The organism is Saccharopolyspora sp. SCSIO 74807, assembly GCF_037023755.1.
Classification (GTDB): domain Bacteria; phylum Actinomycetota; class Actinomycetes; order Mycobacteriales; family Pseudonocardiaceae; genus Saccharopolyspora_C; species Saccharopolyspora_C galaxeae.
In genome coordinates this window covers 4,787,941-4,808,698 of sequence record NZ_CP146100.1, presented here as the reverse complement: position 1 = coordinate 4,808,698, position 20,758 = coordinate 4,787,941, and the positions used below count along the sequence as shown (strand labels likewise).

Sequence of the window (20,758 nt, the reverse complement as noted above, 5' to 3'; positions counted from 1 at the left end):
CGGTGCCCCCACCGCGCGCCCTCGACGCAGTCGGTGAACGCCGCGGCTTCCCCTATCGGGCCGCACGCCCTTCCGCCAGGCAAGCTCCACTCGCATCCGAGCGAGATCTGTGCAGCGAGTGTCGGAACCGCGATGGGTTCGAGAAATTTCGCTCGTCGCTGAAACGGCGAATATTTTTAAAACGGCAGTTCGGCACCGGTTCGGTGACACTCAGTGCCGCAGAAGGTGCGTTCAGGCGTGCGGAGATTCGCCCGGAAGATCGCGCAGTGCGGTTTCGAGCTGCTTGAACACGGTCGCCGCGGGCGCCCCGGTGCGCACCACGCCGACGACCACGTCCTCCTGCTCGCCCGCACCACCGGCCCACGACTCGGACAGGCCCCGGCGCACCACGCGCAGCGCCGCGCGCAGGCGGTGCATGGCGTCGATCTCGGCACCGCTGCGCAGCCAGTCCCGCAGCACGTGGTTGTGCGCGGCCACGACCGCCGCGGCCGCCACCGCCGCCTGCAGGCCGCCCTCGTCCTGCTCCCGGTAGCGCTCGCGCAGGTAGCGGGCGAACACCCGCTGGTAGCCGTCGATGCTGGCGATCTCCTTGTCCCGCAGCGAGGAAACCTGCCTGGTCAGGGCGAACCGCTGCAGCGAGACCGCGGGCTCGGCCAGGTACGCCGACAGCACGGTTTCGGCGACCCGGCACACCACCAGCAGCGGATCCTCGGCCGGATCGGCTTCCTCCAGCCGTTCGACCACGTCGGCCAGCCGTTCCTCGTGATCGCCGAACACGGCGTCCTCCTTGGACCGGAAGTACCGGAAGAAGGTGCGCCTGCCGACTCCGGCGGCCTCGGCGATCTGATCCACCGTCGTCGCCTCGAAACCCTGCGCGGCGAACAGGTCCAGCGCCGCCAACGACACGGTCCCGCGGACCCTGCGGCGACCCTGCGCGGTGCGGCCTTCGCGCGGCCTCGGCTGCTCGGGCATGGCCGAAATATACCCGGCCGATTGCCGGTGGCACTCCGTGCCGTTAGGATTCTCCGCGACGTGCGCAGCCGGGTCCGTCCGCGGCCGCACCTACCTGGCGATCACGACGAGAAACGGGAGGCACGCGGTGAACCCGGACTTCGACACCTACCGGCTGGCCGACGAGCACGACGCGCTGCGGGAAGCCGTCCGCGCGCTGGCCGAGAAGGAAATCGCACCGCACGCCGCCGAGGTCGACGAGCAGGAGCGCTACCCGCGAGAAGCGCTCGATGCGCTGGTGAAGTCCGGCTTCGCCGCGGTGCACGTGCCCGAGCAGTACGGCGGCGAAGGGGCCGACTCGGTCGCCACCTGCATCGTGATCGAAGAGGTCGCGCGGGTGTGCGCCTCGTCCTCGCTGATCCCGGCGGTGAACAAGCTCGGCACCATGCCGATCCTGCTGTCCGGCTCGGAGGACCTCAAGAGCAAGGTGCTCGGTTCGATCGCCTCCGGCGAGACCACCGCCTCCTACGCGCTGTCCGAACGCGAAGCCGGCTCCGACGCGGGCTCGATGAAGACCCGCGCGCACCGCGACGGCGACGACTGGGTGCTCAACGGCACCAAGTGCTGGATCACCAACGGCGGCGAGTCGAGCTGGTACACCGTCATGGCCGTCACCGACCCGGACCAGGGCGCCAACGGCATCAGCGCGTTCGTGGTGCACAAGGACGACCCGGGATTCGTGGTCGGGCCGAAGGAGAAGAAGCTCGGGATCAAGGGCTCGCCCACGGTGGAGCTGTACTTCGAGGACTGCACCATCCCCGGCGACCGGATCATCGGCGAGCCCGGCACCGGGTTCAAGACCGCGCTCGCCACGCTGGACCACACCCGCCCGACGATCGGCGCGCAGGCCGTGGGCATCGCGCAGGGCGCGCTGGACTCCGCGATCGACTACGTCAAGGAACGCAAGCAGTTCGGCAAGGCCATCTCGGACTTCCAGGGCGTGCAGTTCATGCTCGCCGACATGGCCATGAAGATCGAGGCCGCCAGGCACATGGTCTACGTGTCCGCGGCGCGCGCCGAGCGCGGTGAGGGCAAGCTCGGGTTCATCTCGGCGGCCGCCAAGTGCTACGCCTCCGACGTGGCCATGGAGGTCACCACCGACGCGGTGCAGCTGTTCGGCGGCGCCGGCTACACCAGGGACTTCCCGGTCGAGCGGATGATGCGCGACGCCAAGATCACCCAGATCTACGAGGGCACCAACCAGATCCAGCGCATGGTGATGGCCCGCGCGCTGCTCAAGGGCTAAAAGCCCGCACGCAGCTCCGGCCCGTGGGCCCCCGGTCGCGCGCACCGGGGGCCCACGGCGTTCCGGCCGGGATGCCCCGCACCGGCCGCGCCCGCACACTGGCCGCACCTCCCCCGACGCCGCAACAGCCGCCGCGAACACCGGGAGAGCGACATGCGTCACCTGCGGGACCTGCTCACCTTCATCGCCCGCCTCGCGATCGGCATCGTGCTGATCGCGCACGGTGCGCAGAAGGTCTTCGGGATCGGCATGCCCACCGTCGTGGACGCTTTCCGGCAGATCGGCATCCCGCTGCCCTCGGTGGCCGCCTGGTTCACCGCGATGGTCGAGCTCGTCGGCGGCTTGCTGCTGATCCTCGGGTTGCTGCTGCCGCTGGTGGGCATCTGCATCGCGATCGTGATGGCCGGAGCGATCTTCTTCGTGCACGCTCCCTACGGGCTGTTCTCCCCGCAGGGGTACGAACTCGTGCTGGTCATCGGGGTTTCCGCGCTGATGCTCGGCTTCAACGGCGGGCGCTGGGCGATCGACCACGGCCTGTTCTCGCAGTACCGCAAGCGCAAGGTCCGCGTGGCCGAGCAGCCGACCACGTCGGAATGACCGCCGAGCGCCCGAGTCGCTCGCTGCGCCGCCGCGCCCGGAGCCGGGTGGTCAGTCTTCGACGGCGTCGCCGGACCGCTCCCCCTGCCGGGCCAGGTGGTTGCCCGCTTCGGCGTACAGGCTGGTCAGCAACCACGCGCCGACCCCGATGTCGTCGGTGAAGCCCAGCAGCGGCAACAGGTCAGGTACGAAATCGACCGGCCACACGATGTAGATCAACGCCAGCAGCCACAGCACCGTCTGATATCGCGGGACCGCCGCACCGGACCCGCGCCACGGCGCGGCGACCATCGCCGGGACCGCCCGCGCGCGGCTGATCGGGCCACCGCTTCCGGGCGCCGACGTCGCCGCTTTCTTCGCCGCCCGCAGCGGTGCCAGCCTGCGGCGCACGGCCGCGACGACTCCGGCGATCAGCACGCCGATGCCCGCCGCGATCAGACCGCTCGGCAGCAACCACTGCGAGCCGGTCCAGTCCCCGGACACGGCGGTGATCACTCCGGCCACCACGAGCAGCACACCGACGACGAGCACGAACGCCTCCTCCGCTGAGCACGACCAGCCTGCCACGGTCCGGTTTCGGCAACGCAACCCCCGGCCATCCGTGACACAGTCGCCGAGGACGGCGCACGAGGGGGCATTGAGTTGGTCGAACAGGCCGAACCGACAGCACACCGGCCCTCACTTGCCCGCGCCAGCGGCACGATGGCCGTGGCCACCATCGTCAGCCGCATCACCGGCCTGGGGGCCAAGGTGCTGCTGGTCGGCGTGCTCGGGCTCGGCATGGTCAACGACTCCTACACCGTCGCCAACACGCTGCCCACGGTCATCAACGAGCTGCTGCTCGGCGGGGTGCTCACCAGTGTCGCGGTGCCGCTGCTGGTTCGGGCGCAACAGGAGAGCCATCGCAACGGCGAGTCCTACGCGCAGTGGCTCATCACCACAGGCGGGGTGCTCATGGCCGCGGCCATGCTGGTGTCGGTCGCCTCCGCCCCGCTGCTGACCAACCTCTACCTGGGCTCCAACAGCAGGGCAAACACCGAGCTGACCACCGCGTTCGCCTACCTGCTGCTGCCCGCGATCCTGTTCTACGGCCTCTCGGCGCTGCTCTCGGCAGTGCTCAACGCGCGGCACGTGTTCGGTCCGCCTGCATGGGCTCCGGTGGTGAACAACCTCGTGGTCATCGCCACCACAGGTGTGTTCGCGCTGCTGCCCGGGACGATCTCGCTCGACCCGGTCCGGATGGGCCAGCCGAAGCTGCTGGTGCTCGGCATCGGCACCGCCCTCGGCATCGTGGCGCAAAGCCTCGTGGTCGCGGTGGCGTTGCGCCGCGTGGGTTTCCGGTTCCGCTGGCGGTGGGGCTGGGACCGCAACCTCGGCGAGTTCGCCGCACTCGCGGGCTGGGTCGTGCTCTACACCGGGATCAGCCAGACCGGCATGATCGTCACCACCCGGGTCAGCGCGCAAGGCACCGAAGGCAGCGTCGCCACCTTCACCTACGCCTGGCTGCTGTCCCAGGTGCCCTACGGCGTGCTCGGGGTCTCCCTGCTGACCGCGCTGATGCCGCGGATCAGCCGCGCCGCCACCGAGCACGACTCAGCGAACTTCGTCGCGGACCTGTCGCTCGGCACCCGGATGAGCGCGGTGCTGCTGCTGCCGATCAGCGCGCTGATGCTGGTCGCGGGCGGTTCGCTGGGTGTCGCGTTCTTCTCGCTGGGCAACAACGGGGTCGCCGCCGCCGACCGGCTCGGCGCCACCATCGGGGTCTGCGCGGCGGGAATCGTGCCGTTCGCGATCACCATGCTGCAGCTTCGCGCGTTCTACGCGATGAAGGACGCGCGCACGCCGACGGTGATCAACGTCGTGATGGTCGGGGTGCGGGCCACGTTGTGCTACCTGTTCCTGGCCACCGCCGACCCGCGCGACCTGGTGGTCGGTGTCGCGCTGGCGATGTCGCTGAGCTTCGTGGTCGGCGCGCTGCTCGGGCAGGTGTGGTTGCGCGCCCGCGTCGGCGGGATGCGCAGCGGGCGCATCGGAGTGAGCCTGCTGCGCGCCGTCGTGGTCACCGCGCTCGCCTGCGGTGTCGCGCTCGCCGCGGACGCGGTGCTCAGCGGTGTGTTCGCCGCGGTCGGCGTGGTGGCCGGGGCGTGGCTGCGACTGGCCGTGGACGGACTGCTGATCCTGCTGATCAGCTTCGGCGGTCTGCTGCTGGCCCGCGCTCCCGAGCTCGACCCGGTGCGCGCGGTGCTGCGGCGGCGGTTCGCCCGGCGCTGAGCGCCGGGCTGGTCACTTCGCCGCGCGGCTCCGGCTGGTGCGCAGCTGCTCCAGCTCCGGCGGCTCGGCGACCCGCGGCAGCTCGGCACCGATCGCCCACTCCAGCAACAAGTCCGCCAGCCGCGGGTTGCGCGCCAAGATCGGCCCGTGCAGGTAGGTGCACACGACGTGCCCGTGCACCGCGCCTTCGGCCCGGTCGTGCCCGTTGCCGGTGCCGCGGGACACCCGGCCGAGCGGCCGGCCCGTCGCGCCGAGCCGGGTCCGGCCGAGGTGGTTCTCGAAGCCCGTCAGCATCCCCACTCCGGGCAGTGCGGCATCCGCGACGACCTCGCCGATCGCCCGCTCAGCACCCGGCTCGGTGACCGCGTCGACCAACCCCAGTCCCTCGTGGCGCACCCCGTCCCCGGTGGTGAAAGCGGTGCCCAGCAGTTGCAGGCCGCCGCAGATGCCCAGCACCGCAGCGCCGCGCGCAGCCGCCCGCTGCAACCCCGGTGAACGGGCCAACACGCGCATCGCCGCGGTCTGGGCGACGTCCTCTCCCCCGCCGAGCAGGTACACGTCGCAGGACTCCGGCACCGCGGCCGAGGACGACAGCACTGTGACCGACTCGCACGCGATGTCGCGCCAGCGCAGCCGCTGCTCCAAGACCAGCATGTTCCCGCGGTCCCCGTAGGTGCCCAGCAGGTCCGGCAGCAGCAGCGCGATCCGCACGGCGCTCATCGCGGCACGCTCCGGACCAGCAGGTCCCGGAACGCCGTGTAGTTGGCGATCACGTCGGGCTCCTCCCCCGCGTTCGGCAGTGCGTCGCGGACCGTGGGCACGACCTCGCAGCCCACGTCCGCGTAGCGCAGCCGCACCGCCAGGTCCAGACCGCGCTCACCGGTGACGGTGACCGCGCGGCCGCGCAACGACTCGAAGTCCACGTCCCACAGCCAGGACACGTCGTGGCCGTCGGGCTCCCTGCTGTTCACCGCCAGCACCAGGTGCCGGTCGTGCGCAGCGACGAGGTCCAGCATTTCCAGCCAGCTCGCCGGGTTCTTCGCCAGCAGCAACCGCACGGCCCACCCGTCCAGCCGAACCGCGGAGTAGCGGCCGCTGGCGTGGCGCATCGCGGAGATCCGGCGCAGCACCGCGTCCGCGTCGCAGCCGAGTTCGGTGGCCGCGGCCACCGCGAACGCGGCGTTGATGCGGTTGACCTGGCCCGGCAACTGCACGGCGAGCCGGCGGTCCAGCCCGTCCGGGCCGGTGAGCCCGGCACCGGTGACGGTCCAATCAGCCGGTGGGCGGGCCAGCCCGCACCCGCAACGCCACTCCCCCTCGACGTCGTCCAGGAAGGAACCGCAGCGCGGGCAGTTGAGCGCGTCCCTGGTCCAGCGCGCGCCACCGGAAACCCAGGTCACCGCGGGGTGATCGGCGGCGACGGACACGACGTTCGGATCGTCGCGGTTGGCCACGACGCGGGTCTGCGGCGCGCGCGCCAGCGCCCGGCGCAAGCTCTGCTGCACGGTGCGGACCTCGCCGACCCGGTCGAGCTGGTCGCGGCTGAGGTTCAGCAGCACCACCACGGCCGGGGTGAACTCCGTGACGACCCGGTCCAGGTGCAGCTCATCGACCTCCAACGCCGCGAACGGCGCGGACAGGTCGGTCATCAGCGCCGCGACGTGCCCGTCGAGCATGTTCGCGCCGGTGACGTTGCTGGTGGCAGCGCCGCGGCTGCGCAGCGCCTCGGCAACCAGCGCGGTCGTGGTGGTCTTTCCGTTGGTGCCGGTGATCAGCACGATCCGGCGGCCGGTGGCGAGGGTGCCCAGCAGGCCCGGCTGCAGGCTCTGCGCCAACCTGCCGCCGATCATCCCGCCGCTGCCGAGCCGCAACCGGCGGGACATGCCGGCCACCGCGCGGCCGGCACCGACCGCGAACGAGGTGCGCAGCGGACGTCGGGCGGGTTCGACCGGCGGAGCCACGACGCGCCACGGCGCGGTCACCGGGTTCCCGCGCGCCACCGCGCTCGTCTCGTCGGACCGGGCATCGGGTTCGTGCTCGGCGCCCGGCCGCGGCTGCGCCGCGTCGTCGATCTCAGTACCGTCCCGGCCGTCCGGGCGCGCGGCCCGGTCGCCGTCTTTCCTGGTGCCGGTCATTCGCCACTCCCCCTGGACGAATCACGGTGTGCCGCCTGTCCGCCCGGCGGGCGCTACTGCCGCGGGAACAGCGCGCTGATCTGCGGTCCGCTGCGCATCGGCCGCGCCCGCCGCCGCTTCGCCAGTGTGGCCCGGGCACGGCGATACAGCGCGACGAACCCGAGCAGGCCACCGGCCGCCAAGGTCGTCACACCGACCCACCCCTGAGTGGTCGCCGCCTCCGCCAGCACGGCGTGCTGCACGAGGAACATGGCTGCGCACCACCTCCTTCCTGCTGCCTGCGAAGACGCCAGGGAGATCCGGCCATGGTCGGGGCCGCAGCGGCGCACGGGAGAACGGACATGCCGACGCATCACCCGGCAGGGCGGCGTCGCCGAGCGGCACCGGAGATCACGAAGCAATCGCGCCGCCCGGCGATCAGCGCTCGCGGCACTAGGCTTCGAGGAGTCCGTTCCGGTACCGAGCCGGCGCCGACACCGGACCGTGCGCAACGCGGGAGCCCTGCCATGACCGAATCCGTCGTCCTGTTGCTGCTGGGCGTGCTCGCCATCGGCGGTGTCGCTTGGACGTTGTGGGACATCGGCACGGAACTGCGCCGTCGGAAGCTGAAGTAGCCACTCGCCTTCGCGATCTTCGCCCGCACGTGATCGCTAAGGTTGATTTCGATCGACGCTGAAGTGATCGTGACAACGATAATGCAGAGGTGCGAGCGGGCCGCCCCGACGATCGAGGCGGGAGTTCAGCCCGTGCGCAGCTCCTCCGGGCGCAGGACCCGGGAGATCGTGGACGCCGTCAACGCGGTGACCACCAGCACCAGCACCACGGCCACGCCGATCACCAGCCCCATCCCGGGCAGGTCGATCGCGAGGTCACCGCCCATCGCCCCCGAGGTGATCCAGCCGAGCACCAGGCCGGACGGGACCGCCAATCCGATCGCCAGTGCCAGCGGCACCGCGTTCTGCAGGAACGCCGACCACATCAAGGTGCTGCGCGGTGCACCGACCGCCCCCAGCACAGCCATCGGCCGGGCACCGTCCTGGATCTGCTCGACCGCGCTGACCAGCAGACTGCTGCCGACCAGCAGGACGGTGAGCAGCCCGCCCAGCAAGCTCGCGTAGCGGACGAGGTTCTGGGCCAGCTCTTCGCCGGAAACGCTGCCGTAGGTGTGATAAGCGGTGCTCTCGTCGAACCAGGCCGCGGCGATGGTGCGCACCTGCTCGATCACCTGCGGTGGCGCGTCGGCGGCGACGTCGACGTCGATGTTCGCACTGCGCGAGTGCTGCGGTACGTCGGCCGCGGCCGCCGGAGTGGCCAGCAGCGCCGAGCCCGAGGCCAAATTGCGATCCGCGCCGTCCGGCAGCTCGCGCATCGGCCCGAGCGTCCACCTGCCCTCCGGTGCACCCACCGCCGAGTCGCTGACGTCCCAGCTGGTGCCCGGGGCAAGCGCGGCGTCGCGCTCGCCCCGGACGACGAACAGGTCACCGTCACGGCAGTCCCGTACCGGGCTGAGCCGCTCGATCCGCGCGCAATCGGCCACGCTCACCGACACGTTGTCGCCGCCGCGCAGCAGGAAGGACTGCCCGCCGCCCGCGGATTCGACACCGGGCAACGAGGTGATCTCGCCGATCGCGGCCGCCATCGCGGACGGTCCCGATTCCCGCTGCTGCCCGCTGACGCTGAGATCCCGGCGATCGCCGTCGCGCGTCGCAAACCCGCTCACCCCGGGAGCCAGCATTGTCTGCAGTGCGACGACCCCGGTGACCACGACCGCGACCGTGCTGACCGAACGCGCCGCGGCGCCGCCGTTGGCCTGGAGCCTGCGCAGCGCCAGTTGCCACGCGACCGGCCCGCCGGTGGCCTTGCCGCCGGTGATCTCCACCAGCCACGGCAACAGCAGCGGGACCGTCAACAAGGACAGCGCCATGGAACAGCCCAGCAGCACCGTGTAATACACCGAGTCCACCGAGGTGCTGCTGAGCGCACCGGACGCGATGATCCCGGCCACGCCGACGACCGGTGGGACCAAGCGCCACCACAGTCGCCTGCGCTTCGACGGACGGCCGCGCACCACTCCGAGCGGGTCCATGACCGTGCTCCGCAGCGACAGCAGCACGATGCCCACCGTCACCACCGGCACCCCGAGCGTGACCAGCAGCGCGCTCCACCACACCGGTTGCAGGTCGGACGGGAAGTACGTCCCGGTGATCGGCGTGTACCGCACGAGCATGTCGCGGGCGAGCAGGTAGGTCGTCCAGCCGAACAGCACACCCATGACCGCGCCGACCAGGTTCTCGCCGGCCGCGATGCGGCGGACCTGCCGCTTTCCCGCCCCGATCAACCGCAGCGCGGCGAGCCTGCGCTGCCGGGCGACCTCGGCCAGCCGTGCGGTGCTCAGCACGAACACCACGACCGGCAGCAGCAGCACGCAAACGCCAAGCGATATCAGTACCCAGGTGGCATGGGACGCGTCACTGCGGTCCGGCTGCTCGCCGAAGTGGTCGGTGATCGCCTTGACCGAGCCGTTCGGGCTGATCCGGTCGGTCCCGGAGTAGTAGAGCAGCTCCTGCTCGCCGCCCAGTCCCTCCGGGCCGATCACGCCGACCACGTGTCCCGGCATCCGCGCTCGCAGCGAGGCACCTTCGGGGCTTTCCAGGATGTGCCGCAGTGCCGGGGACACGACCAGCTCGCCGGGCGCCGGGATCCGGTCCACGCCGGGTGGCGCCGGAGCGTCCGGGCGCAGCTGTTGCAGCTTCGTGCCGGTGACCGATTCGTCGTAGAAGTTCTCCTGGACGGTCTCCCCCAGCATCGAGACCGACCCCGGCGAACGGTCCCCCAACGCGGGCATCTGCCTGCCCGAGACGCGTTCGTGCAAGGTGGACACCGCATTGGGCACCGTGATGCCTCCCAGCAGCACCGCGGTCCCGAGGGCGATCCCCACCGCCATCAGCACCAGCCGGCCCCACGGCGCGTCGCGGTCGCCGAGGACCAGGCGGACCCCCAGCACGAAATCGGCTGCCCGGTTGCGCAGCCCGCTCATCAGCACGTCCCCTCGACGTCGCCGCTTCCGCTGCTTCCGGGCGGCTCGTTGTCACCTGCCGTTGTCCGGCCGCCGGTCACCTTAGCGATCTGCGGTGCGCCGCGGGGCGCGGGCGGGCGGCTCATCCGTCGACGGCGGTGCTGCCGTCGTGGATGGTGACCTCGCGGTCGGCGTAGGCGGCCACCGCCGACTGGTGGGTGACCAGCAGCACCGCGCTGCCCGATTCGCGTGCCGCGGCGGTGAGCAGGCTCATCACGTGCTTGCCGCCGGCGGAGTCCAGCGCGCCGGTCGGCTCGTCGGCGAAGATCACCGCGGGGTCGGCGACCAGCGCGCGGGCCAGCGCCGCCCGCTGGCTCTGGCCGCCGGAGATCTCCCCGGGCCGCTTCTGCCGCTCGCCCGCGACCTCCAGCCGGTCGATCCACTCCAGCGCGCGGGCGTGCGCGCGGCGCCGGGAGACGCCGTTGAGCCGCAGCGGCAGCGCCACGTTCTCCAGCACGCTCAGCTCCGGGACCAGCTGGCCGAACTGGAACACGAACCCGAACTCGGTGCGCCGCAGCGCGCTGCGCTCGTCGTCGGACATCGCGGTGAGCTCGTTGCCGCGGTAGCGCACCTGCCCGGACTCCGGCAGCACGACCCCGGCCAGGCAGTGCAGCAACGTGGACTTCCCGGAGCCGGAAGCGCCGACAACGGCGACCAGCTCGCCGGAATCGACGGTCAGCTCCGCGCCGCGCAACGCCGGGGTCGGGCCGAACGAGCAGACCAGCTCGGTTCCGCTGAGCAACGCTTCGGTGCCGGATCGCGGCGCGGTCATGCGGGCAAACCTCCACTTCGAGCACGTCGCCGGGCGACCGTGCGGCGTGCTCCCGCCGGTCTTGCCCGGGCTCGGCCGTGCGCGGGTCGCCCCTGCGGCCGATCGGCACGCGGGAACCATACCCAGCGCGATCATGGAAAGTTCGACGGGGACCGCGGTCGCGCCCGGATCACCGCGCGGCGGGCGGTTGCGGACGACGTCCGGTCGCGAGCCGCTGCGCACCGGAAACCACCTCGTGCAAGGACGAGGTGTCGATGTCGGCGAGCACCGGGCTCAGTGCGAGCTCGCTCGCCAGCGCGCGGCCGATGCCGCCGGCCGCTCCCGTCACGACCGCCGTGGTGCCGTTCACGGGCATGTACCGCCTCAACCGCGAAGAAACCTCCGCACATTTGGCACGGGCGGCCCGCGTGATCAGCCGGAATTCTGCGCGTCCTGTTCCTTTTCGGCGAGCCGTTGCCGTTGCGGGACGACCGTGTAGCGGGGGTCGCGCGCCGAGACGCGGCCGGCCTCGAAGATGCCGTAGCGGGTGGCCGCGCTCGCCGCGCTCAGGCACAGCCCGGCGACGGCGCCGATCGCCCGGTGCCGCCCGGCGAAGACCGACGCCGCGGCTCCGGCCCAGGTCAGCGCTCGTGCGGCGCGCAGCACCCGGCCGGGGCGGCCGGTGCGGTAGACCTCGCCGATCATGCCCGCGGTGTGCTCCATGCGGCGTTCGGCGGCCAGTTCCAGTGCCGAACCCGCGATCGCCATCCGCCGCGCCGGGGCGGTCTGCCCGGTCGGAGTCGTCAGCATCGCCACCGCGCCCGCGCTGGAGACCGCGCTGCCCGCGAACACGAACGGCAGCTCGCGGTACACCTCGTGCCAGCCCGGAACGGCGGTGTCGGCCAGCAGCACGGCGGTGTAGGTCGTCATCGCCGGGGCGAGGACCCCGGCCGCGCCCGCGCTGAGCCTGCCCAGCAGCGGGTACCAGCCGGTGAGCGCGCTCGCCGCGGACGCACCGGTCAGACCCGAGAACGGGGCGAGGATCCAGGAACCCACGCTCAGCGGCGAAGTCGGCTTGAACACCCGCAGCATGTTCAGGAACCGCATCGGGCGGCCGAGGTCGTGGATCAGTGCTACCACGCTGGCGGTGGACCCGGCCGCGGCGGCGATCCGGCCGTTGCGGGCGAGCTCCGGGCGATCGGTCAGCTCCGCCAGCACCGCCATCGTGGCCGAGGCGCCCGCCATGCCGCCGAGGTAGAGGTAAGCGGGGACGTCCGGGACCTTCCAGGTCGGTTCCTTGATCACCGGTTGGCCGTAGTAGGAGCGGAACTCCTCCGGCGCCTGCCCGTTCGGCGCCTGCTCGTTCGACACTGCGCCGGCGCTCACCGCGACCTCCTGCCCGCGAAGCAGGCCGCGATCACCGCTGCGGCGGTGCCCGCCGCGGCCGCAGCGTGCTTCCACATGGACGGCAGGTCGCGGGTGGTCACCACCGGGTCCGGCGGCAGGCCGTAGACCTCGGGCTCGTCCAGCAGCAGAAAGAACGCGCCGTCGCCGCCGACCCCGTCGTCGGGTTCGTGGCCGTAGAGCCGGGCCTCCGGCACGCCCTGGGCGTGCAGTTCGTCGACCCGCATGGCGGCCCGCTCGCGCAGTTCGTCGAGCGGGCCGTACTGGATGGACTCGGTCGGGCAAGCCGTGGCGCAGGCGGGTGCGAGCCCGGAGCCGAGCCGGTCCTGGCACAGCGTGCACTTGAACGCCCGCCCGTCCCCGGGCCGGATGTCGATCACCCCGTACGGGCAGGCGGGCACGCAGTAGCCGCAGCCGTTGCACACGTCGTCCTGCACCAGCACCGTGCCGTGCTCGGTGCGGATCAGCGCGCCGGTCGGGCACACGTCGAGGCAGGCGGCGTGGGTGCAGTGCTTGCACACGTCCGAGGACATCAGCCAGCGCACGGTGCCGTCGCTGGTCGGCGTGCTCTGCCCGCCGGGCGGTGCCATGCCGGGCATTCCGAGGTCGACCTCGGCGGCGCTGCGTTCCACGTGCTGCTCGATGAACGCCACGTGCCGCCAGGTGCTCGCGCCGAGGTCGCCGGTGTTGTCGTAGGACATGCCGGTCAGTTCCAGGCCGTCCTCGGGCAGCAGGTTCCATTCCTTGCAGGCGACCTCGCACGCCTTGCAGCCGATGCACACGCTGGTGTCGGTGAAGAACCCGACCCGCTCGGGGTGCTCGGCGTAACCCGCTTCGCCCGCCGGGTCGGCCAGCGGGCCGCTGAGCCGGTTGGCCGGTTCGTCGGCCACGGGTGTCACTCCCCTCGTCCTTGCTCGTCGCCCCTGCTTTCCTGGTCCGGGCTGCTTTCCTGGTCCGGGCTGCGTTCCTCGTCCCCGCTGCGCCGCGGATCGTCGGCGTGCTCGGTGCCGGTGAGCTCGGTGATGCCCGCCCGCCGCCGGTACTCGGCCACGTAGACGGCCAGCGAAGGGCCGCGCGGGCGCCTGCCGGGATTGATGTCGCAGGTCCCGGCCTTGGTCTCCATGATGTGCACGTTCGGGTCCAGCGCGACGCCGATCAGCTCGTTGGCCGCGTCGCCGGTGCTGAGCCCGTTCGGCCCCCAATGCCACGGGAGGCCGATCTGGTGGATCGTGCGGTCGCCGGACCGCAGCGGCCGCATCCGGCCGGTCACCAGCACGCGGGCCTCGATGGCGTTGCGGGCGGTGACGATGGTGGCCCAGCCGAGGTGCTCCAGCTTCCGCTCGGCGGCCAGTTCCGGCGAGACCTCCACGAACATCGCGGGTGCGAGTTCGGACAGGTGGTGCAGCCAGCGGCTCATGCCGCCCGCGGTGTGGTGCTCGGTGAGCCGGAACGTGGTGAACACGTACGGATAGACCTCGGCGCCGCTCTCGTAGCCGCTGGGCTGGTAGCGGTTCTCCGGGCGCGCGAAGACCTGCCGCGCCGGATTGCGCTGCTGATGGTCGTGCAGCGCGTTGGCCAGCGGCGATTCCTGCGGCTCGTAGTGCGCGGGCAGCGGCCCGTCCACCAGCCCGGCCGGGACGTAGAGCCAGCCGCGGCCGTCGCTTTGCATGATGAACGGGTCGGTGCCCGCGATGCCCGCGGGCCCGGTCGCGTCCGGGTGCGGTTCGTAGTCGGGCCGCTTCGCCTTGTCGAAGTCCGGGATGTCGTGGCCGGTCCACTCGGCCGCGTCCGCGTCCCACCACACGTAAGCCTTGCGCTCGCTCCACGGGCGGCCCTGCGGGTCGGCCGATGCGCGGTTGTAGAGGGTGCGCCGGTTCATCGGCCAGGCCCAGCCCCATTCCGGCGCTACCCAGGTCTGCTCGCTGCCGGGTTTGCGGCGGGCGGCCTGGTTGATCTCCTCGGCGTAGACGCCGCAGTAGATCCAGCAGCCGCACGAGGTGGAACCGTCGGAGCGGAGCTTCGAGTAGCCGGGCAGCGCGGCGCCGTGCTCGTCGCTGCCGTTGATCTCGCGAAGCACGGCGTCCGCGCTGGGCTCAGCGATCTCGCCATGGGTCGGGTAGTCCCAGGTCAGCTCGAGCAGGGCGCGGTCGTTCTCGCGCTGCTGCGCCGTGCGTTCGGTTTGCCGCGCGGCGAGCTTCTCCCGCAGCTTGCGGCCCAGGTGGTAGTAGAACCACAGGTCGCTGCGCTGGTCCTCGCGCGGTTCGACGGCCTTGTGGTGCCACTGCAGCAGCCGCTGGGTGTTGGTGAAGGTGCCGTCCTTCTCGGTGTGCGCGGCGGCGGGCAGGAAGAAGACCTCGGTGCCGATGTCCTCGGTGGCCAGCTCGCCGCTTTCGATCTCGGGGCCGTCCTTCCAGAAGGTGGCCGTCTCGATCATGTTGAGGTCGCGGACCACGAGCCAGTCCAGGTTCGCCAGCCCCATCCGCTGCTGGCGGGCGTTGGCGGTACCAACCGCGGGGTTCTCGCCGACCACGAAGTAGCCCTTCACCAGCCCGTCGATCTGGTCGGCGACGGTCTGGAAGCTGCCGTGATCGCCGGTGAGCCGCGGCAGTCGCCCGAAGCCGTAGTCGTTGTCGGCGGTGGCGTGCTCGCCCCACCACGACTTGAGCAGGCTGACGATGTAGGAGCGCATGTTGCCCCAGTAGCCGCGGGCGTACTCGTCCTGGGCGACGAACGAGTCCAAGTCGGCGTCGGTGTGCGCGTGCGGCATCGGAATGTAGCCGGGCAGCAGGTTGAACAGCGTCGGGATGTCGGTCGAGCCCTGGATGCTGGCGTGCCCGCGCAACGCCAGGATGCCCGCGCCCGGCCTGCCCACGTTGCCCAGCAGCAACTGCAAGATCGATGCCGCGCGGATGTACTGCACGCCGACGGTGTGGTGAGTCCAGCCCACGGCGTAGGCGATCGTGCTGGTGCGTTCCCGGCCGGAGTTGGCGACCAGCGCGTCGGCTACCCGCCGGAAGTCCTCCTGCGGCACACCGCAGACCTGCTCGACCATCTCGGGGGTGTAGCGGGCGTAGTGCCGTTTGAGGATCTGGAACACGCAGCGCGGGTGCTGCAACGTCGGGTCGGTCTCGGCCTTGCCGTGGTACACGGGACCGCCGGAACCGCTGCGTTCGGGTTTGCTCGCCGCGCGCTCGCGGCCGTGCCTGGTCGAGTTCCCGTCGACGTCGGAGTTGTCCTCCGGGCCGCCCACGTGGTCGCTGGTGGCATCTTCCGGGCCGTGCCCGCCGACCGACGGCACCGCTTCGGTGCCCTCGTACTGCCACGTGCTCGTGTCGTAGCTGCCCTCTTCGGGATCGAATCCGGAGAAGATGCCCGCCAGATCCTCGGTGTCGGCGAACTCCTCGCCCACGATCATCGCGGCGTTCGTGTAGTTGACCACGTAGTCGTGGAAGTAAGCGTCGTTGGCCAGCACGTGGTGGATCAGCCCGCCCAGGAATCCGATGTCCGAACCCGCGCGCAGCGCCACGTGCTGGTCGGCCATCGCCGAGGTGCGGGTGAACCGCGGGTCCGCGTGGATCACCGTGGCGCCGCGGCGCTTGGCCTCCATCACCCACTGGAATCCGACCGGATGCGCCTCGGCCATGTTCGAGCCCTGGATGAGGATGCAGTCGGCGTTCGCCAGATCCTGCTGGAAGGTCGTGGCCCCTCCGCGCCCGAAGGAGGTCCCCAGACCGGGAACCGTGGAGGAGTGTCAAATGCGGGCCTGGTTCTCCACCTGGATCGCGCCCATGGCGGTGTAGAGCTTCTTCATGAGGTAGTTCTCCTCGTTGTCGAGGGTCGCTCCTCCGAGGCTCGCGATGCCCATGGTGCGGTGCAGCAGCCTGCCCTGATCGTCGGACTGCTGCCAGGTGGTGTCGCGCGTGTCCAGCACGCGCTCGGTGATCATGTCGAGTGCGGTCTCGAGGTCGAGGTCCTCCCACTCGGTGCCGTGCGGGCGGCGGTAGCGGACCTTGCGCTGACGTCCGTCGGAGGTCACCAGCTCCCTGCTGGCCGAGCCCTTCGGGCACAACCGCCCGCGGCTGATCGGTGAGTCCGGGTCGCCTTCGATCTGGGTGACCTCGCCGTCGCGGACGAAGACCTGCTGCCCGCAGCCGACCGCGCAGTACGGGCAGATCGAGCGCACCACCTCGTCGGCCTGCTCGGTGCGGGCCTGGATGGCGTCGGTGCCCCGCGAGCGCGCGGCCGCGCCGCGGCCCAGCGGATCGCGGCCGGTGAGCTGCCGCAGGACGGGCCAGCTGAGCCATTGGGGCATCGCAGACCTCCTCGTGCGGCGGGCTTCGGCTCCCACCCGGTACCCGCGATGCGATCACTTGAAACGGGGCGGGGCAAATCTTTCGCCCCGCCCCGGATCCGCGAACTCGCGATCAGGTGTTCTGCGCCTGCGCCTCCTGCTGCTCGGGCTGCGCCTGCGGCTCGGCCGAGGCGGTCGTGCGCGGCAGCCACACCCAGGCGACCACCGCGGCCAGCAGGATCAGCCCGGCACCGGCGAGGTTCGCCACGTGCATGCCACTCATCCACGAGGTCAGCACCTGCTGGGCGAACCCGGCGCCCTGCGGGCCGAGCTGGGCGGCGGCCATCAGCCCACCGGGCAGCGACTCCTTGGCCATCCCGGCCAGCTGCTCCGGCAGCTGCTGCACCGCCGGGTCCAGGTAGCCCGCGTAGGCGCTGCCCAGCACGCTGCCGAGCACCGCGACGCCGAGCGAAGCACCGACCTCGCGGGTGACGTCGTTGGTGGCCGAGCCCATCCCGGCCCGCTCACGCGGCACGTTGGCCATCAGCTGGTCGGTGGCCGGTGCCATCGCCAGCGACATGCCGCCCGAGGTCAGCGCCAGCGGGAGCAGGAAGTGCAGGTAGCCGGAGTCGGCGGTCAGCGTGCTCAGACCGGCCATGCCCGCCGCGGCCAGCACCAGCCCGGACGCGATGGTCGCGCGCGGCCCGAACCGCCCGACGATGCCCGCGACCTGCGGTGCGATCAGCACCATCATCACCGACATCGGCAGCATCGCCACCGACGAGCCCAGCGGCGAGTAGCCGAATACCAGGATCAGCGTCTGGCTCAGCGAGAAGAACACGCCGATCATCGCGAAGAACACCAGCGTCAGCGCGACCGCCGAGGCCGCGAACCCGCGGTTGCGGAACAGGCCCACGTCCAGCATCGGGTCCTTCGCGCGCCGCTCCCAGAGCACGAACAGCGCCACCACGACCAGCCCGATCGCCACCAGGATCCAGGTGCGTGCCGCGGTCCAGCCGACGTGCTGGGCGTCGATCAGCGCGTAGACGACCAGGGTGATACCGACGGTGGACAGCACCGCGCCGAGGATGTCGATGCCGCCGTGACCGCCTTCGCCGGTGTCGGCGGCGGAAGCCTGCTGCGGCACGTACCGGATGCTCGCCAGCACGCCGACGATCACGACCGGGATGTTGATCGCGAACACCGCGTGCCAGGAGAAGTACTCCAGCAGCAGTCCGGCCAGCACCGGCCCGAGCGAAGTGCCCGCGCCGGAGACCGCGGCCCAGATGCCGACCGCCCTGGTCCGCTCGGCGCTGGGGAACACGCTGGTCAGGATGGACAGCGTCACCGGCATGATCATGGCGCCGCCGAGGCCGAGCAGTCCGCGCGCGGCGATCAGCTCCGCGTTCGAGTCCACCAGCACCCACACGTAGGCCGAGACCACCCCGAACAGCACCAGCCCGGCCTGCAGCATCGCCTTGCGCCCGTAGCGGTCGGCGATCGTCGAGGTGGTGAACAGCAAGCCCGCGAACACCAGCGCGTAGGCGTTGCTGAACCACTGCTGGTCCGACAGCGAGGAACCGAGTTCCTGCGACAGGAACGGCAGCGCGACGCCGAGCGAGGTGTTGGCCAGCATCGTCGCCGACAGCGCCAGGCACAGCACCACCAGCGTCGCCCAGCGGCGGCGGTAGACCGGTAGCGCGATGCCCTCGGCCGCGGCGCGGCGTTCACCTTCCGTGCGGGTTTGGCCGTCAGCGTGCGGCAGGCCGCCACCCGCAGCTTTCCCGGTGTCCGACACCGCGTCTCCTCACTTCCCCGTCGTGCGCATCCACCCACCAGGTTATGTCAGCACTGCCAATTGTCACTCGTGACACCTGCCACCGTTGACGTTCCGGTGCGCTGCGACGAACCTGGAGCGCATGACCGCCGCTACCGTGCGTGGGGACTCCGGGTCCCGGGGAACCGGGACCGCTTCCGGCGGCCGTCCGGGTGAGCCGGCGGACCGCAGGCGCCGGCGCACCGCGCGGACCCGGGCGAGCATCGAGGAAGCCGCGTTGAAGCTGTTCACCGAGCAGGGCTTCGACGCCACCACGGTCGAGCAGATCGCCGAGGCCGCCGACGTCGCGCCGCGCACGTTCTTCCGCCACTTCCCCAGCAAGGACGCCGTGCTGTTCGGCGACACCACGCACGAGACCGAACGGATGCGGCAGGTGCTGCATTCCCGGCCGGTCGGCGAGCATCCGATGCGATCGCTGACCGCGGTGCTGCTGGACACCGCAGAGCGGGTGGAGCTGGACCGCCAGCAGCACCTGCTGCGCGCGCGGCTGCTGGAGTCGCTGGAAGCGACCGGGGACTACGAGTTCCACATGCTGCACCGGCGGTGGGTGCACGACGTCGTCGACGAGCTGATCCAGCACTGCGATGCGGCGGACGGAGCCGATCCGCGGCTCTACACCTGGGCGATCGTGCTGATGAGCTGCTTCGGCTCGGCGATGCGGACGTGGCTGGCGTGCACCGACGGCACGCCGCTGCGCGAGGTGTTCACCACGCTGCTCGACGAAACCGCGTCCGGGCTGGGCGGGGCGGCCGAACTCGCGGGCGGATGAGTGCGCGGGAGCCGCAAGAGCGCGGCGGCTGAGCCCGGCGGCCGCCGGGTCGCTTCCCGCCGGGATGGTCGCCGACCGGGACTGGTGTGCCGGGAATGTGGCCGAGATGCCGGGGCCGGGCCGTCGGCGGCCGAAGCGGCGGGAGAGCGCCAGCCGCCGGCTCGATCCGCCGCTCAGCGCACGGTGATGAGGTGTTCCTCGCGCGGGGCGAGCTCGCCGATGACCGGTGCGCCCGGGACCTCTCCGGCCAGCAGCAAGCCCCCGGAGGTCTGCGCGTCGGCCAGCAGCAGCGCCTCGTCCTCGGAGATCGCCGAGAGGTCGGCGTGCGGCCGCACCCAGTCCAGGTTGCGCTTGGTGCCGCCGCTGACGAAGCCGTCCCGCAACGCCTCCCTCGATCCGTCCAAATAGGACACCGCTGCCGGGTCGAGGTGCGCGGAGACTCCGCTCGCGCGGACCAGCTTGAGCAGGTGACCGAGCAGGCCGAAACCGGTCACGTCGGTGGCGCACCCGATCCCGGCCCGCACCGCAGCGTCGGCGGCGCCCGCGTTGAGCTCGGTCATCGCCGCCACCGCCTGCGGGAAGACCTCGCCGGTGGCCTTGTGCCGGGTGTTGAGCACCCCGATGCCCAGCGGCTTGGTCAGCGACAGCGGCAGGCCGGCGCGCCCGGAGTCGTTGCGCAGCAAGGTATCCGGCGAGCCGACGCCGGTGACGGCCATGCCGTACTTCGGTTCCGGGTCGTCCACGCTGTGCCCGCCCGCGACCGGGCAGGCCGCCTGCCTGCCGACGTCCATTCCGCCGCGCAGCACCTCGCCGGCCAGTTCCACCGGCAGCAGCTCGCGCGGCCAGCACAGCAGATTCACCGCCACGACCGGCCGTCCACCCATTGCGTACACATCGGACAGTGCGTTGGCCGCGGCGATCCGGCCCCAGTCGTAGGCGTCGTCCACGACCGGGGTGAAGAAGTCCGCCGTGCTGATCACCGCACTGCCGCCGTCCAGGCGCACCGCGGCCGCGTCGTCGCCGTCGTCGAGCCCGACGATCAGCTCGCCGCCGGTGCTGCCGTGCAGGCCCGCGACCATGGATTCCAGTTCGCCCGGCGGGATTTTGCACGCGCAGCCCCCTCCGTGCGCGTACTGGGTCAGGCGGTGGGCGGAATTCGTCCGAAGCTCGGTCACCCCTGCGAGCGTAGGTCACCGAGCAATGACCGGCCGCCCGCGCGGCGCGGCATCCCCGGTGCGTAATGTTGTTCCGCGCCGTGCGGCGAGGGAGGCGTATGGGTGCCTGGTGGCCCCCGCGGTCTTCAAAACCGACGTGGCCGAGCACCTCGGCCAGGCGGGTTCGATTCCCGTCCGCCTCCGCCGGCCGGTCAA

The 20,758-nt window shown here is 71.5% G+C and carries 17 protein-coding genes and 1 tRNA gene; 5 read left to right on the top strand and 13 right to left on the bottom strand.

The window, feature by feature from the left end; all coding sequences use genetic code 11:
• Window positions 1-231: 231 nt before the first annotated feature.
• Entirely contained in the window at window positions 232-972 is a 741-nt protein-coding gene (locus tag V1457_RS21965) for a TetR family transcriptional regulator (protein WP_200072424.1), read from the bottom strand.
• Window positions 973-1,099: 127 nt separating this feature from the next.
• Between V1457_RS21965 and V1457_RS21960 the strand changes: the two genes are divergently transcribed.
• Together V1457_RS21960 and V1457_RS21955 are read left to right on the top strand one after the other, a co-directional pair.
• A complete protein-coding gene (locus V1457_RS21960) occupies window positions 1,100-2,257 on the top strand; it encodes an acyl-CoA dehydrogenase (protein ID WP_200072423.1) in 1,158 nt (385 codons plus the stop codon).
• Window positions 2,258-2,410: 153 nt separating this feature from the next.
• On the top strand, window positions 2,411-2,854 hold the full coding sequence (locus tag V1457_RS21955; protein ID WP_200072422.1) for a DoxX family protein: 444 nt from the start codon (window positions 2,411-2,413) through the stop codon (window positions 2,852-2,854).
• A 51-nt stretch (window positions 2,855-2,905) separates the two neighbouring features.
• Here V1457_RS21955 and V1457_RS21950 read toward each other — a convergent pair whose 3' ends face one another.
• Window positions 2,906-3,385, bottom strand: coding sequence for a YkvA family protein (locus tag V1457_RS21950; RefSeq protein ID WP_338596452.1), 480 nt, complete (start codon window positions 3,383-3,385; stop codon window positions 2,906-2,908).
• Between the two features lie 111 nt (window positions 3,386-3,496).
• On the opposite strand from V1457_RS21950, the gene murJ reads away from it, so the two are divergent.
• Entirely contained in the window at window positions 3,497-5,125 is a 1,629-nt protein-coding gene (gene murJ / locus V1457_RS21945) for a murein biosynthesis integral membrane protein MurJ (protein ID WP_338596450.1), read from the top strand.
• 12 nt (window positions 5,126-5,137) lie between these two features.
• Here murJ and V1457_RS21940 read toward each other — a convergent pair whose 3' ends face one another.
• The 10 genes from V1457_RS21940 to V1457_RS21895 all read right to left on the bottom strand — a co-directional run bounded on the left by V1457_RS21940 (window position 5,138) and on the right by V1457_RS21895 (window position 18,580).
• Window positions 5,138-5,845: a glutamine amidotransferase gene (locus tag V1457_RS21940; protein ID WP_338596448.1), complete on the bottom strand. Its 708-nt coding sequence runs from the start codon at window positions 5,843-5,845 to the stop codon at window positions 5,138-5,140.
• Window positions 5,842-7,260: a MurT ligase domain-containing protein gene (locus tag V1457_RS21935; protein WP_338596446.1), complete on the bottom strand. Its 1,419-nt coding sequence runs from the start codon at window positions 7,258-7,260 to the stop codon at window positions 5,842-5,844. Before V1457_RS21935 ends, V1457_RS21940 begins: the two co-directional genes overlap by 4 nt.
• 53 nt (window positions 7,261-7,313) lie before the next feature.
• Entirely contained in the window at window positions 7,314-7,511 is a 198-nt protein-coding gene (locus V1457_RS21930; RefSeq protein ID WP_200072417.1) for a hypothetical protein, read from the bottom strand.
• Between the two features lie 488 nt (window positions 7,512-7,999).
• A complete protein-coding gene (locus tag V1457_RS21925) occupies window positions 8,000-10,297 on the bottom strand; it encodes an ABC transporter permease (protein ID WP_338596443.1) in 2,298 nt (765 codons plus the stop codon).
• A 121-nt stretch (window positions 10,298-10,418) separates the two neighbouring features.
• Window positions 10,419-11,108, bottom strand: coding sequence for an ABC transporter ATP-binding protein (locus tag V1457_RS21920; protein WP_200072415.1), 690 nt, complete (start codon window positions 11,106-11,108; stop codon window positions 10,419-10,421).
• A 169-nt stretch (window positions 11,109-11,277) separates the two neighbouring features.
• Window positions 11,278-11,457: a hypothetical protein gene (locus V1457_RS21915; RefSeq protein ID WP_338596439.1), complete on the bottom strand. Its 180-nt coding sequence runs from the start codon at window positions 11,455-11,457 to the stop codon at window positions 11,278-11,280.
• 62 nt (window positions 11,458-11,519) lie between these two features.
• On the bottom strand, window positions 11,520-12,473 hold the full coding sequence (gene nrfD, locus V1457_RS21910) for an NrfD/PsrC family molybdoenzyme membrane anchor subunit (protein ID WP_338596437.1): 954 nt from the start codon (window positions 12,471-12,473) through the stop codon (window positions 11,520-11,522).
• Window positions 12,470-13,381, bottom strand: a complete 912-nt coding sequence (locus tag V1457_RS21905) for a 4Fe-4S dicluster domain-containing protein (RefSeq protein WP_200072414.1) — start codon at window positions 13,379-13,381, stop codon at window positions 12,470-12,472. The genes nrfD and V1457_RS21905 overlap by 4 nt, the downstream gene beginning before the upstream one ends.
• Before the next feature lie 5 nt (window positions 13,382-13,386).
• A complete protein-coding gene (gene fdh / locus V1457_RS21900) occupies window positions 13,387-16,803 on the bottom strand; it encodes a formate dehydrogenase (RefSeq protein WP_338596433.1) in 3,417 nt (1,138 codons plus the stop codon).
• 112 nt (window positions 16,804-16,915) lie between these two features.
• Entirely contained in the window at window positions 16,916-18,580 is a 1,665-nt protein-coding gene (locus tag V1457_RS21895; protein ID WP_338596431.1) for an MFS transporter, read from the bottom strand.
• Between the two features lie 121 nt (window positions 18,581-18,701).
• Here V1457_RS21895 and V1457_RS21890 point away from each other — a divergent pair, with 121 nt between their 5' ends.
• Window positions 18,702-19,388: a TetR family transcriptional regulator gene (locus tag V1457_RS21890; protein WP_338596429.1), complete on the top strand. Its 687-nt coding sequence runs from the start codon at window positions 18,702-18,704 to the stop codon at window positions 19,386-19,388.
• Between the two features lie 173 nt (window positions 19,389-19,561).
• Here the strand turns inward: V1457_RS21890 and selD are convergent, their stop codons facing one another.
• A complete protein-coding gene (gene selD / locus V1457_RS21885) occupies window positions 19,562-20,563 on the bottom strand; it encodes a selenide, water dikinase SelD (protein WP_338596428.1) in 1,002 nt (333 codons plus the stop codon).
• 90 nt (window positions 20,564-20,653) lie between these two features.
• On the opposite strand from selD, the gene V1457_RS21880 reads away from it, so the two are divergent.
• Window positions 20,654-20,746: transfer RNA gene (locus V1457_RS21880), tRNA-Sec, on the top strand.
• Window positions 20,747-20,758 lie beyond the last annotated feature (12 nt).